At 43.5% G+C, this 13514-nt stretch carries 16 protein-coding genes; 7 read left to right on the forward strand and 9 right to left on the reverse strand.

Annotated elements, in window-relative coordinates; translation table 11 throughout:
- The first annotated feature begins 72 nt into the window (after positions 1–72).
- On the forward strand, positions 73–489 hold the full coding sequence (locus K245_RS0109410) for a response regulator (protein WP_027359088.1): 417 nt from the start codon (positions 73–75) through the stop codon (positions 487–489).
- Positions 490–672: 183 nt separating this feature from the next.
- Here the strand turns inward: K245_RS0109410 and rmuC are convergent, their stop codons facing one another.
- Genes rmuC through mobA form a run of 4 tightly spaced genes read right to left on the reverse strand, consistent with a single transcriptional unit; the run spans position 673 to position 3556 of the window.
- Positions 673–2064: a DNA recombination protein RmuC gene (rmuC, locus tag K245_RS23805; protein ID WP_051284013.1), complete on the reverse strand. Its 1392-nt coding sequence runs from the start codon at positions 2062–2064 to the stop codon at positions 673–675.
- Positions 2061–2537, reverse strand: coding sequence for a cyclic pyranopterin monophosphate synthase MoaC (moaC, locus tag K245_RS0109420; protein WP_027359089.1), 477 nt, complete (start codon positions 2535–2537; stop codon positions 2061–2063). The genes rmuC and moaC overlap by 4 nt, the downstream gene beginning before the upstream one ends.
- Before the next feature lie 19 nt (positions 2538–2556).
- Complete coding sequence (locus K245_RS0109425; protein ID WP_027359090.1) at positions 2557–2919, reverse strand: molybdenum cofactor biosynthesis protein MoaE; 363 nt, start codon at positions 2917–2919, stop codon at positions 2557–2559.
- Positions 2920–2935: 16 nt separating this feature from the next.
- The gene (gene mobA, locus K245_RS23810; protein WP_198013866.1) at positions 2936–3556 is read right to left on the reverse strand and encodes a molybdenum cofactor guanylyltransferase; all 621 of its coding nucleotides are present in this window, start codon (positions 3554–3556) and stop codon (positions 2936–2938) included.
- A 184-nt stretch (positions 3557–3740) separates the two neighbouring features.
- Here mobA and pyrR point away from each other — a divergent pair, with 184 nt between their 5' ends.
- The 4 genes from pyrR to nspC all read left to right on the forward strand — a co-directional run bounded on the left by pyrR (position 3741) and on the right by nspC (position 7346).
- Positions 3741–4271 (forward strand): bifunctional pyr operon transcriptional regulator/uracil phosphoribosyltransferase PyrR, encoded by a 531-nt coding sequence (gene pyrR / locus K245_RS0109435; RefSeq protein ID WP_027359091.1) that lies wholly within the window; start codon positions 3741–3743, stop codon positions 4269–4271.
- Positions 4268–4774 (forward strand): MogA/MoaB family molybdenum cofactor biosynthesis protein, encoded by a 507-nt coding sequence (locus tag K245_RS0109440; RefSeq protein WP_027359092.1) that lies wholly within the window; start codon positions 4268–4270, stop codon positions 4772–4774. Before pyrR ends, K245_RS0109440 begins: the two co-directional genes overlap by 4 nt.
- Before the next feature lie 254 nt (positions 4775–5028).
- The gene (locus tag K245_RS0109445; protein WP_027359093.1) at positions 5029–6207 is read left to right on the forward strand and encodes a saccharopine dehydrogenase family protein; all 1179 of its coding nucleotides are present in this window, start codon (positions 5029–5031) and stop codon (positions 6205–6207) included.
- Positions 6186–7346, forward strand: coding sequence for a carboxynorspermidine decarboxylase (nspC, locus tag K245_RS0109450; protein ID WP_027359094.1), 1161 nt, complete (start codon positions 6186–6188; stop codon positions 7344–7346). The genes K245_RS0109445 and nspC overlap by 22 nt, the downstream gene beginning before the upstream one ends.
- 73 nt (positions 7347–7419) lie before the next feature.
- Here nspC and K245_RS0109455 read toward each other — a convergent pair whose 3' ends face one another.
- The 3 genes from K245_RS0109455 to dnaJ all read right to left on the reverse strand — a co-directional run bounded on the left by K245_RS0109455 (position 7420) and on the right by dnaJ (position 9368).
- Entirely contained in the window at positions 7420–7680 is a 261-nt protein-coding gene (locus tag K245_RS0109455) for a hypothetical protein (protein WP_027359095.1), read from the reverse strand.
- A gap of 202 nt (positions 7681–7882) precedes the next feature.
- Complete coding sequence (queD, locus tag K245_RS0109460; protein WP_027359096.1) at positions 7883–8263, reverse strand: 6-carboxytetrahydropterin synthase QueD; 381 nt, start codon at positions 8261–8263, stop codon at positions 7883–7885.
- Positions 8264–8267: 4 nt separating this feature from the next.
- Positions 8268–9368, reverse strand: coding sequence for a molecular chaperone DnaJ (gene dnaJ / locus K245_RS0109465; protein ID WP_027359097.1), 1101 nt, complete (start codon positions 9366–9368; stop codon positions 8268–8270).
- A 214-nt stretch (positions 9369–9582) separates the two neighbouring features.
- Here dnaJ and ubiE point away from each other — a divergent pair, with 214 nt between their 5' ends.
- A complete protein-coding gene (gene ubiE / locus K245_RS0109470; protein ID WP_035276887.1) occupies positions 9583–10293 on the forward strand; it encodes a bifunctional demethylmenaquinone methyltransferase/2-methoxy-6-polyprenyl-1,4-benzoquinol methylase UbiE in 711 nt (236 codons plus the stop codon).
- A gap of 9 nt (positions 10294–10302) precedes the next feature.
- Positions 10303–10965: a hypothetical protein gene (locus tag K245_RS0109475; RefSeq protein ID WP_027359099.1), complete on the forward strand. Its 663-nt coding sequence runs from the start codon at positions 10303–10305 to the stop codon at positions 10963–10965.
- Positions 10966–10980: 15 nt separating this feature from the next.
- On the opposite strand, the gene nadB is transcribed toward K245_RS0109475, so the two are convergent.
- Both nadB and K245_RS0109490 read right to left on the reverse strand, forming a co-directional pair.
- Positions 10981–12594 (reverse strand): L-aspartate oxidase, encoded by a 1614-nt coding sequence (gene nadB / locus K245_RS0109480; protein WP_027359100.1) that lies wholly within the window; start codon positions 12592–12594, stop codon positions 10981–10983.
- 235 nt (positions 12595–12829) lie between these two features.
- Positions 12830–13477 (reverse strand): TIGR04211 family SH3 domain-containing protein, encoded by a 648-nt coding sequence (locus K245_RS0109490; protein WP_027359102.1) that lies wholly within the window; start codon positions 13475–13477, stop codon positions 12830–12832.
- Positions 13478–13514 lie beyond the last annotated feature (37 nt).

Below are 13514 nucleotides of genomic sequence, written 5' to 3' on the forward strand. Positions count from 1 at the left end.
GCCCTTACAGGCAGGTAATCTGCCTGTAAGGGCGGGGCTATTTGAGCACACAGCAATTAAATGGAGGTTCGCATGGGAATTAAAGTGCTTTTGGTGGATGATGAAAAGGAATTTATAGACGCGCTGGCCCAGAGACTCGAATTGCGTGGATATGACGTGCAAATAGCCTATTCTGGCATCGAGGCCATTGGCATAATCACTGAAAAAGATGTTGATGTCATTGTTCTTGATATAAAAATGCCTGGTATGGAAGGCATAGAAGCCCTTGGAAAGATCAAGGCGCTGAAACCTGGAATAGAAGTGGTAATGCTTACAGCCCACGGATCTCTCAGCGAAGCTATGACTGCAATGAAGAAAGATGCCCACGACTTCATCATGAAACCGGCTCCCATAGATGTAATCATTGATAAGATTACAACTGCTTATGAAGTAAAGACCCTAAATGAGCAGAGAAATAAGGTTGGAAAACCGAGCAAAGCAGATTCTTGAAATAATCGAAATGACTTTATATTTTAGAAAGTACAATAATTGGAATTGTGCCTTCGTCAGGTTTTTTAATTTTTGAATTTGGATTTATATTTGATCATGTCCGGCTAATATTTCAAAAATCATGTGCCTTACATGCACTAAGGATAAGCCATGACTTTGGAATATGATTTAGGAATTGTAATGCTATTCTGAAGGTTGCTCATCCAGCATCCTTGCCTTTACATCTATTTTTTGACTCTCATCCTTCATATCAACTGAAGATAGCCCAAGGCTCTGAAATTTTCTGGCAGTCACAAACACCCTTCTTTCAAGGGAACCTACAGCCTGATTGTAGGTGTCAGCGCATTTTTCTATATCTTTACCAAGCCTGTTTACATGTATGGCAACGGACTGGATTCGTTCGCAAAGCTCTCTTCCCATTTCCATTACAGTTTTAGCGCTCCTTGCCACGGAATCTTCGCGCCAAGCATAGGATACGGTTTTAAGAAGGGATATGAGAGTCGACGGAGTTGCCAGAACTACGCCTTTTTCTGAAGCTGTTTCCATTAAATCAGGCTGCTCAGTCAGGGCTGCACTGAAAAAATTTTCTCCAGGAATGAATAAAACCACAAATTCAGGAGAAGGTGAAAACTGTTTCCAGTAATTCTTCTGGGAAAGCTTCAAAACATGGGTGGAAACCTGACGGGCATGGTCTTTTAAAAAAGCGGCCTTTTCTTGGTCATTCTCAGCTTCAACAGCGTCTATGTATGCGGCAATCGGTGTCTTGGCATCGACCACTATGTTTCTGCCTCCGGGAAGCCGTATGAGCATATCAGGCCTTAACCTGCCGTCTTCTCCACCACCAGAAATCTGCTCCACAAAATCACAGTGTTCTGCCATGCCAGCCATTTCAGCTGCTCGCTTCAGGGTCATTTCTCCCCATCTTCCGCGAACATGGGGCTGCCTGAGAGCTTTTACAAGTTTTGCCGTTTCTTTTTCAAGTGTCTGCTGCCCCTTCGCAAGTGAAGTCACCTGTTCGGAAAGACTGCCATAAGCCTTGGATCTTTCAGTTTCAAGCGCCTTTCCTGAAGAGTCAAATCTGTCAAGAGCCTCTTTCACGGGCTGAATCATGCCTTCGACGGCCTTGTCCCTCTTGTCCAGCTCTACCTTTGCGGAATCGAAATATCTGGAAAGGGTCTGGCCAGCCATATCCATGAAGCTTTTGCTTGTTTCCCTGAAAATTTCAGCTGATAAAGTCTTGAAAGAATTGGACAGGCGATCCCGGTCTGCCATCATGATTTCGTTCTGTCTGCCTGCGGCCTCTATTTCAGCTGTTGTTTTTGCGAGAGACTGGGCCGTTTCATGATATTTCTGTCTTATTTCCTCTATTTTTTCTGACAGAGCTACGTTTTCAGCTGATTTCATGGAAAGGGCAGATTCAGAGACAGCCAGGGCTGACCTTGCATCTGCAATATCGACGGATAATATCCTCTGGGCCGAATTTCTTCCTGAAATCCTTCCGGCAACCAGGCCTATGATGAATCCGGCAAATCCAAGGATTACACCCAGTAACAGAGCATCATTCTGAAGATTCATGATCTCTTGAAATCCCCGCTCTTGCCCCCGCTTTTTTCAACGAGCATGATGCCAGAGATGATCATGGATTTGTCTATGGCCTTGCACATATCATAAATTGTGAGAGCTGCCGCACTGACCGCTGTCAAAGCTTCCATTTCAACGCCTGTCTGCCCCGGAGTACGCACAGAAGCGAAAATCTCAAGGCTTAGGTTTGTTTCATCAGGCGTGAAGTCCACCTGGATATGGGTGAGCATGAGTGGATGACAAAGCGGAATTATTTCAGACGTGCGCTTTGCTGCCATAATTCCTGCAATTCTTGCGGTTTCAAGCACATTGCCCTTGACGATTTTATTCTGCATCACTGCTTTGAAAGCTTCTTCGGACATTGAAATACGTCCCTTTGCAAGAGCTCTCCTGTCAGTCTGTTTTTTTTCAGTGACATCAACCATCCTGGCTGTGCCTTCTGAATCTATGTGAGTTAAAGATGACATATTATTCCTTGCTATTAAGCTATTTTTCAAAAAATTCTGTCTTGCTCGTCACAGCAGACTTAATCTCGTTCAGGCAGTCTTCGAGGGTCTTTATTACATTTTCCCTTATATCACCTGCAACACCAAGATACATGACATCGTCACCTATTTTAAGTTCCACTCCTGAATTTATCACTGCCCTTACATCGACTATGCCGGGCTTTTGCCTGTATTTTTCAAGAATGGAATCAAGGAGAGGAATGTCCGCTTTTACACTAAGCCCTGTAACTTTTCTTCCATCCCTTGACGTTTCCCTTACTATGCCGTTATGGAAAAGAATCATGCCCGCTTTTGCAAGTTCAGGATTTTTTTTGAATTCTGAAATGAAATCATCTAATTTCATGGCTTTTTCCTGTTATCTATTTTGTTTGACCTGTTATTTGTTTGAGTAGATTATTAGCCGTTTCAAGATCTTCGGCCGTATTGACATTGAAAAACGAGACCAGCTCAGGATCGGCTTTTCTCAGCTTCTCTTCGGAAATCGGTATCAGCCTTCTTTCTGCAAGGGCGTCTCTAATGGTGAAAATATCATTTGAAAGACTTTTTTCAAAAACCTTGACCAGTTTTCTTGAATAAGCCGCGCACAAAGGCTCGTAAAAACCATTCCCATGCATAGGCATCACAGCATCATAATGCGGCTTCATATTGGACAAGACAAGCTTTATCATGGATTTTTGAAGAAAAGGAGAATCACATGCAGACACGAAGGCCATGTCGTTTCTGGCAAAAAAAAGCCCTGAGTGCAATCCTGTCATTGAGCTGCGTTTTCCGATAATATCAGGAACTATGGTCGCATCAATGTGAATAAACTGTGCTGGCGTGTTTGTAACAATCACGATGTCGTCGAAGAACTCTCTGTATACATCCAGAAGTCTTTCAATCATCTGCTGCCCGCCGACTTCAAGGAAAGCTTTTTCCTGACCTCCCAGCCTCAAAGCATTTCCTCCTGCCAGAATAATTCCTGAAAATCTGTAATTCATTTTGTCTCCGGGTTTCGCTGCCTGATCAGGCGGCATCAGTACGGGCTTTTTAAATGTTGGCTTTTTAAATTGCCATAAGAGAAATAATATGTAAAATCAAGTCTGCACCTGAATGGTTGTCGAAAACCGTTTTATCAATATTATGATCCTGCCACCAGCTTCCAAAAAAATAAATGGTGAAAATATGACTACTGAAAAAACAGCTTTGTCAGCGGACGATATAAACAGAGTCCTTACCAGAATGGCATATGAAATCATGGAAATCCACAAGGGTGTAAAAAATCTTGCCCTTGTTGGAATACAGACCCGCGGGGTTTATCTTGCAAAGCGTCTGAAAGCCAAAATAAAGGAAATAGAAGGCGAAAGCCCTTTGATTGGTGAGCTTGACATTAATCTGTACAGGGATGACTGGACCCAGATAGGCCATAGCCCTGTTGTAAAACCCACAGAAATCAATTTTTTCGTTGAAGGCAGAAAAATTATTCTTGTTGATGACGTTCTTTTTACTGGCAGAACTGTCAGGGCGGCAATGGACGCTCTCATGGATTTCGGAAGACCGGGCAAAATCGAGTTGGCTGTGCTGATTGACAGGGGGCACAGAGAGCTCCCCATAGAAGCCAATTATGTCGGCAGATTCATAGATACCCTGCAGACAGAGACTGTAAACGTGATGCTCACAGAACATGACGGCGAAGACAGGGTAGTAGTGAAATGAGCTTCTTCCAGCATAAAAAATCAGCGCCTGAGCGGGTGAAAACGGCTATTTTGACTGTTTCCACTACAAGAACCAAGGAGACGGACACAAGCGGCAAATGGATGATCAAGGCCAATAAAAAGGAAGGTCATCTGCTTACAGCCTACAGAATCGTGCCGGATGATGTTTATCAGATCAAGCAGGCGGTTCTTGGCATTCTGAATGATATAACCCCTGACGCCATCATCGTTTCGGGCGGTACGGGAATTGCTGATGCGGACGTGACAATTGAGGCCATCAAGCCTCTTTTCAGAAAGGAACTGACTTCTTTCGGCCCGATCTACGCCCAGCTGAGTTTCAGTGAGATAGAATCATCCGCTATCCTTTCAAGGTCAACAGCCGGAATAATTGATGACACAGTCGTCTTCTGCATTCCTGGAAGCCTTAATGCATGCAAGCTGGCCTGCATGGAGCTGATTTTCCCTGAACTTGGCCATATCGTTAAGCATCTTAGAACCGGATAGTTTTCATTGATGGATTGTTATTAAGAACTAACACACACCACTTGACATAAAAAACAAATTAATGTTTATCACCTGAAAAACAATAGTAAATTACGGTCATCTACGTTCGGTAGTCGACTGAAAATGCCGCCACATCCGGCAGCTTTTATTGCCTTTTGTCAATAAGCCGGGTAGGGTGGTTTTTTTATGTGAAAATATTTAGCTGATTTCCTTGGGAATCATCATCAGAATAACACCTAATTAGGAGGCGAGCCATGTCCCGCGTGCTTATAATTGGTGCAGGAGGCGTTGGTCAGGTCGTAACGCACAAATGCGCCCAGGTCCCTGAGGTTTTCACCGAAATCTGCCTTGCGAGCAGAACGGTATCAAAATGTGAAAAAATTGCGGCCCAGCTCAAGCGCCCGATAAGAACGGAAAAGCTTGATGCGGACAATGTGGCTGAAACAGTTGCGCTTATAAAAAGCTTTAAGCCGGATCTTGTGATAAACGTGGCTCTTCCTTATCAGGATCTTGCCATTATGGACGCATGTCTTGAAACAGGCGTTGATTATCTTGATACAGCCAATTACGAGCCGCCGGACGAGGCAAAATTCTGCTACAGATGGCAATGGGAATACCAGGAAAGATTCAAAGAAAAAGGCATAATGGCTCTCCTTGGAAGCGGATTTGATCCTGGAGTAACCAATGTGTTCACTGCGTATGCGGCAAAACATCATTTTGACGAAATCCATGAACTGGACATCATTGACTGCAATGCAGGAGATCATGGTCAGCCATTTGCCACAAACTTCAATCCTGAAATAAACATCAGGGAAGTCACGGCCAAGGGTAAGTATTATGAAGACGGTAACTGGATAGAGATCGATCCGATGTCCATTTCAGACACCTATGATTTTCCTGAAGGCATAGGCCCCAAAAAGATTTATCTCCTTTATCATGAAGAACTTGAGTCTCTGGTTAAATTTTTTCCAAGCATCAAAAGGGCGAGATTCTGGATGACCTTTTCCGATAACTATCTCAAGCATCTTGAGGTTCTTCAGAATGTAGGAATGACCAGAATAGATCCTGTAAATTACAATGGTCAGGAAATAATTCCGCTCCAGTTTCTGAAGGCTCTTCTTCCTGATCCAGGATCACTTGGGCCGCTCACAAAAGGCAGGACGTGCATCGGTTGCCTCATTAAAGGCGTGAAAGACGGAAAAGAAAAAACATATTTTATTTACAACATCTGCGATCATGCAAAATGCTACGAGGAAGTCGGTTCCCAGGCCATCTCATACACAACCGGCGTTCCTGCCATGATAGGCGGCATGATGATGCTGACAGGCAAATGGCGCGGCAAAGGCGTATTCAACATGGAACAGATGGATCCTGATCCATACATGGAAAAACTTAATATACACGGATTACCATGGACAGAAGTATTCCTGTAGGACTTGACCCTAAAAGGGTTCAAACTCCATGTTTTGTTGTTGATGAAAGCCTGATCAGGCGCAATCTCGAGGCTCTGGCTGCTGTCAGGGCCAGAACAGGCTGCAGTATTCTGCTTGCGCTCAAGGGCTTTGCCATGTTCAGCCTTTTTCCTGTAATAAACAAGGTATTGCAAGGAACATGCTCAAGTTCTCCGCATGAGGCGAGACTTGGCAGGGAAGAATTTGGCGGCGAGGTTCATGCTTATGCAGCTGCTTTCAGCGAATCCGACGTAAGAGAGCTTGTGACCCTCGCAGATCACATGGTTTTTAATTCATTTAACCAATGGAAGCGTTTCAGGCCGATCGTAGAGTCCTGCGGGCGGCATATAAGCTGCGGAATCAGGGTCAATCCTGAAAAATCCGTTGGCCATACTGAGATATATGACCCTTGCGCCAAGGGAAGCAGGCTTGGTGTGAGATTTTCTGAATTTGAGCCTGATTCCCTCGATGGAATAGATGGTCTTCATTTTCATGCTTTATGCGAGCAGAATTCCACTGATCTTGAAATGGTTCTTGATGCTTTTGAGGAAAAGTTCGGCAAGTTTCTCAAAGGCATGAAATGGGTCAATTTTGGCGGAGGCCATCACATAACAAGACCTGACTATGACGTGGACAGGCTCTGCTCTCTGATTGAGCGAGTCCAGTCCAGATATGGAGTTCAGGTCTATCTGGAGCCTGGAGAAGCTGTCGCGCTTGACACTGGGGCGCTTGTAGCGACTGTTCTTGATGTTATTAAAGGCAGCGACACGGACATAGCCATACTCGACACTTCTGCCGCCTGTCATATGCCTGACGTCCTTGAGATGCCATACAGGCCAAGAATAGTCGGAGCAGGAGAGATCAAGGAAAAGAAATACGACTACAGGCTGGGCGGGCTATCATGCCTTGCCGGAGACATAATCGGTGAGTATTCATTTGACGAGCCGCTTGAGATTGGCTCAAAGCTGATGTTTCTGGATATGGGACATTATTCCATGGTCAAGACAAATACCTTTAACGGAATAAAGCTGCCTTCCATAGCTATTTTCAGACCAGAAAAGGATGAACTGGAAATTGTCAGAACGTTCGGCTACGAGGATTTTAAAAGCAGGCTTTCCTGATTTTGAGGAAAAGCTTATTGCAGAATAAAAAAAGCCCGGGATGATTTCCCGGGCTTTTTTATGAACTGATTATTTATACGGCTTTGATATAAGATTCAACCTTGACAAATCCTTCATCTACGGCCTTTTTGTAGTTTTCCCTGCCTTTTTTAAGCAGATTTGACACTTCATGGAAAACTTCATTGTTTCCGCCGAAAGCAAAACCCATTTTTTCGACAATGCCAAGAGCCGCTTTTTCAGTTTCTTCAGTGAATCTTGAATATGCACCATAAAGATTTTCATGGGCGGTTCTGTTATAATTAACTATTTGCTTCATATATTTTAAAGGTTCCATAGTCTGCCTCCATTGTTTTTATTGTTGTGGTTGTCAATCTCTTAACTTGAACATAAGTTAAAACACACATGGTCTTTGTCAAGGGTGAATTGTTGTGTCGCACAATTTTTTTATAAAAGGCTTCTCTGGGTTTTAATTAAATAAAAACAAGTGTTTTTTAGCTTGTGGCTTGCTTTATGATGTATCTTATTGATACGTTGCGTTATGTTTCTGTAAAATAAGTGGCGCAGGCATCATCGGATTCCCACACAGTTATTCTTGAAACCTTAACACCCGGCTCCTCAATCCTTTTCTGAAGCTCTTCAGCAATGTATATGCAGATTCTCTCTGATGAAGAATTGTTTTCAAGAAAAGGAGTCAGTTCATTGAGATATTTATGGTCAAGTTCCTCAAGAATTGCCCTGAGATATTTTTTAAGAATGCCGAAATCTATGAGAACTCCGGCGTTGCTCAGACCACTGCCTTTTACGCATGCCTCAACCTTCCAGTTATGGCCGTGAAGATTCTCGCATTTTTTTGCCACCATCTGGAGTTTGTGGGCAGCTGCAAAGCTTCCTGTTACTTTTAATTCAAAAAAAGACATATATTTATAATCCTAGGAAATTTTTCAGTTTGTTCGTGAATGATTCTTCGGCAAGGCTGTCAAATTGCTTAAGTAGTTCCTCCTGTTTTTTACTCATATTGACAGGAGTTTTTATGTCAATTTTAATGATCTGGTCACCCCTGTAGCCTGTTCTGAGTGACGGAGCTCCCTTGCCCTTGAATTTGAAAGATTCTCCGTACTGCGTGCCTTTGGGAATCTTAAGGGTTTCTTCACCATCAATTGTGGGAACTGTGATTTTATCACCCAAGGCTGCCTGCACAAAAGATATTTCCATTACACAGATCAGGTCGTTTTCCTGTCTGTGGAAAAATTCATGGGGCTTGACTTTCAAGAATACATACAGATCGCCAGGAGGTCCCCCATTGGGGCTTGATTCGCCTTCGCCGGTAAGCCTTAGCCTTGAGCCGTTATCAACTCCGGCAGGCACTTTGAGGGATACTGTTTTTTTCTGGGTAATCTGGGCTCTTCCACGGCATGTCGAGCACGGAGATTTGATTGTCTGGCCAGCGCCCCTACAGTATGGACAGGTGGTGCGGACTGTGAAGAAGCCCTGGCTCTGGGAATACTGGCCTGTTCCCTTGCAATGCTGACATCTTTCTGCGGATGTTCCTGGTTCGGCTCCTGTTCCGGCGCATGTTGGACATGTTACTGCTTTTTCAATGTCCATTTCTTTCTCTGTGCCAAAAATGGCTTCAGAAAACTCAAGGGTGATTTCATATTTGAGATCCGCGCCTTTTCTTGCCCTGGCCTTGCCGCGCCTTCCGCCGCCTCCGCTGAAGCCGAATATATCTTCAAAAATATCGCCAAAACCTGAAAAAACGTCTTCAAAATTTGACGCTCCTGAAAAACCGCTTCCCTCAAGTCCGGAATGACCATACTGATCATAAATCTGGCGTTTTTTGGGATCAGACAGAACCTCGTATGCTTCTGTCGCTTCTTTGAATCTGTCTTCAGCTTCCTTGTCATCCGGGTTCTTGTCCGGATGATATTTTATGGCGAGCTGTCTGTATTTAGATTTGATTTCATTCGCGTCTGCGCTCTTGGAAGCACCCAGGATTTCATAGTAATCGCGTTTTTCAGTCATCTGTCATTCCAAATCAGGTTAAAATCAGAGTTCCTCTTCAATATTTCAAAGCATTCTAACCAGAACTATAATAAAAATTATGACCTGCCAAATAATTATCAAGAGTTTGCTGTAAAAAACGCAGGTCTTATGTTAGTTTTTACAGGTTTTTAATGATGTTGATATTATTGATATTATCAACCCGGTCAAAATAATACATGATGTGGAATTGTCAATGAAGAATGCCGAGTTACCATTTATAAAAGATATGTTCAACAATATTGCTCCGATGTATGATTTTCTGAACAGGCTGCTGTCACTCAAGCGTGATGTGAAATGGCGCCGGAAAATGGTAGCGTCCCTTGATACTCCTCATGGAGGAGCCTCTTTTCTGGATGTTGCCTGCGGAACCGGAGATGTTCTTTTTGAGATTTACAGGCAGAAAGGGATATCGTCTAAGGTTACGGGTCTTGATTTTTCAAAAAACATGCTTGATATTTCAAATGACAAGATCCGCAAATCAGCTTACGGAAAAACTTCCCTCATATGCGGCAACGCATTGACCCTGCCATTTGCGGACGGAGAATTCGACGGCCTGACTATAGCATTCGGCATTAGAAACATAATAGACAAGAAAACAGCCCTGCTGGAATTTTTCAGATGTCTGAAACCAGGAGGCAGCCTTGCAATTCTTGAACTGACAGCGCCTGAGAATGTTTTTCTGCACCATCTTTATATGCTTTATTTTGAGAAGGTGTTGCCTGAAATCGGCGGATTTTTTTCAAAAAATATAGATGCTTATTCTTATCTGCCCCAATCTGTGCTAAAATTTCCAAAAAACAGTGAATTCGCCGCCACCATTGAAAACTCAGGCTTTGAAAAAGTCTGCTGGGAGCAACTGACACTCGGAGTCTGTACTCTTTTCAAAGCACGAAAACCTCTTTAGCAGGATGATATGGATAGAAAACTGATCATTTTAGCGCCTCCTGGTTCTGCAAGGGAACTGTACATTGCCGCAGTCCTGAAAAGCGGCATTGGTGCAGATGTTGTTTCCACATGTCAGGAAATGTTTGATAGTATGGCAAAAAATCCATACTGCGGAGCGCTGCTTGATTTTTTTACAAAGATGAAGTCATCAAGCTCCGAAAAAAAGGTTCTTGCCGAAATATCCGAAGGTTTTCCGATGATGATTGTCAAGACCGCTCCCGAGCCTGGACAGATACAGGCGTTCAGTTTTTCTGACGTAAAAAAAGGCGAGACAATTGAAAGCTTTATACTGAAGGAATGCCTTGCAGTAAAACCAAGGACCATCAGGGCCAGTGAAAGAAAGAACCTCATTTTCAATGTCATTGTTTCTGACAATCCTAGATTTTCGGCTGAGGGACTGGAGCGTACAGTAACTGTCAATGTTTCTGCAAGCGGGTGTTTTGTTTTTTCAGTGGTGGAAAGGGTAGTTGATTCGACTGTATGGATAATATTTCGTGAAATAGAAGACAAAACACCAATAAAGGCGGTTGTTAAGGAGGTTCTTCCCTGGGGACAGAAAAGACGCTTTCCTGGCTTTTGCCTGGAGTTTGAAACCATAAAGGAAAATCAGCTCAAGGAAATATGGAGATAGCTGCTTGTTTATGAATCAGCAGCAGCTTTTCCTGAGAATTGTGTTTTTCTTTAGTGAATCATCTTTTTCTGGATGATCCTGATTAAAATGGAGTCCTCTGCTTTCCTTTCTCATTGCTGCCGAAGTCATTATCATCTCTGAAATTTCAGCTATGCTCCTTAGTTCGGCAGTGTGGGAATTTATTGCTTTTGTATCAAAAAGCTCCGTTGCCTGCTTTCTTAAACCCCTGATTATTTTAAGTCCTTCTGCCAGTCCCTTGTCAGATCGCACAATCCCGGCATAATTCCACATTGTGTCCTTTATGGCCGTTTTTATTCTTTCCACTTCGGTAATTTCTGCGTGTCTCATATTTTTTCTTTCAAATCGTTCCAGAGCATCATGCAGCAGGCTTCCTGCCTTAATTTTTTCAGCTTCCTCACATGCGGACAGATCCGCTTCATGGGCATAAACAAGTGCCTCAAGAAGGGAGTTGCTGGCAAGGCGGTTTGCTCCGTGCAGACCTGTGCAGGCGGCTTCTCCTATGACGTAAAGTCTTTTTATGTCTGTCTGTCCTTTCCTGTCTGTGATAACTCCTCCGCACATATAGTGAGCGGCCGGAACCACAGGAATAGGTTCTTTTGTCATATCAAAGCCCATTTCAAGGCATTTTTTGTATAAATTCGGGAAACGCTTTTTGACGAATCCGGGATCTTTGAAAGAAATGTCCAGAAAAATTTTCTCGCCGTTTTTCAGCTCGGAATGGATTGCCCTGGCTACAATATCCCTGCAAGCAAGATCTTTCAAAGGACTGTATTTGTGCATGAACGGGTTGCCAGATGAGTCTTTCAGAATTCCGCCTTCTCCCCTTACTGCTTCTGAAATAAGAAAACAGCGGCCATCGCTGTTGCACATGCATGTAGGATGAAACTGCATGAACTCGAGGTTCGCAACACTTGCTCCGGCCCTGTAACCCATGGCAATGCCGTCGCCAGTTGCTATATCAGGATTGCTTGTGTATGGATAAACGCTTCCAGATCCGCCTGCCGCAAGAACGGTGATTTTTGATAAAAAGGATTTAATTTCAAGGCTTGTCGAATCAAGGGCAATGACTCCGTTACAGGATATCATCCCATGACTTTCTTTTGAATCTGTTATGAAATCAAGGGCAAGGTGATTTTCAAACACTTTTATCCTCGGGTGGGTTTTCACAAGTTTAGATAGGACTGTTTCGAGTTCATGGCCTGTCATATCAAGGGCATGGACTATTCTTTTTCTGGAGTGACCTCCCTCAAGACCAAGATCAAGACTGAATTCAGCCTCGTTTTCGCTTTCTGAAAAAGGCTTGGTATCGAATTTTACTCCAAGGCTGATTAGCTCTCTTATTCTTGCAGGCCCGTTTTTTACAACTAGTGTTGCGGCATCCTTGTCAGTAAGGCCGCACCCTGCTTCAATCGTGTCCCTGATATGCAGTTCGAAAGAATCCTCAAGATCAAAGACAGATGCTATTCCTCCCTGGGCATGCAGGGTGTTGCTGTCCTTGATATTCTTTTTCGTGATTATGGAAACATTTCCATGCTCAGCCGCTTTAAGGGCATAGAAAAGCCCTGCCACTCCGCTTCCTATTACAAGAAAATCAGTATTTGAACGCATTTTGTCCCGATTCTTTTATTGGGCCTGTTTTAGGATTAATCAACTTTGATGGACTCGCAAAAAGTCCGATTACCGTCATTCCGGCGAAGGCCGGAATCCAGAAGTAATTGAAAATACTGGATGCCGGATCAAGTCCGGCATGACTCCGATGCATTTCTTGACTTTTTGCAACCTTGTCAACTTTCATATAGGTGATTATTTTTATTTTGGCAGCATTTAGAATGACAGCCATCAACTAGTAATATCGGCTTTTGTGCCTTGTATTAATTCCGAGAAACCAACCGAGAAGGAGCACCGCAGCACCCGCCAGAAACCATCTTACACCCTTGGCGACTATTTTTTTATCCATTTCGTCAATGGTTTTATTCAGATTATCTATCTCTGCAAGGGCTTTTTCATGTTCCGGTTTTATAGTCTGGCAATCCGAGGTTTCTTTCTTTAATGCCTCAAGCTGCATCGTAACTTCATCAAGCTGTAATCTGAGGCTCTGGATTTCCTGTTCGGGATTAAGGGCTTCGACAGCTTTTGACGCATCAGCAGGCGCAGGAACAGATTCCTTTTGAGGAGGAGGTGTCACGGTTTCTGCTTGTTGGTTTTCTTCTTTTTCCTCTTTCTTGACCTCTGGTGTGCCTTTGGTTTTTGTCAGGAATTTTTTATTGATCCAGCCCTGTTTCCCATCGGAATCAGATACCTTTACCCAAATTTCTCCATCTTCAATCACGTTAAGCTGTTTGCCTGATCTTACAACCGCAATGGCCTGGCTTTCAGTACCTTTTCCTGATCTTAGATTGACATCAGAAGTTGTTTTTACAGTATACGATGCCAGCGCCATATTGCCTGATACAAGCATAAAAATTGTCGCCGCAGCTATTGCCGTTCTCATTTATTTCCTCCTGAAGGTCGTTTTTTGCCGCCGGATA

The sequence above is a fragment of the Desulforegula conservatrix Mb1Pa genome, from assembly GCF_000426225.1.
GTDB classification, from domain to species: domain Bacteria; phylum Desulfobacterota; class Desulfobacteria; order Desulfobacterales; family Desulforegulaceae; genus Desulforegula; species Desulforegula conservatrix.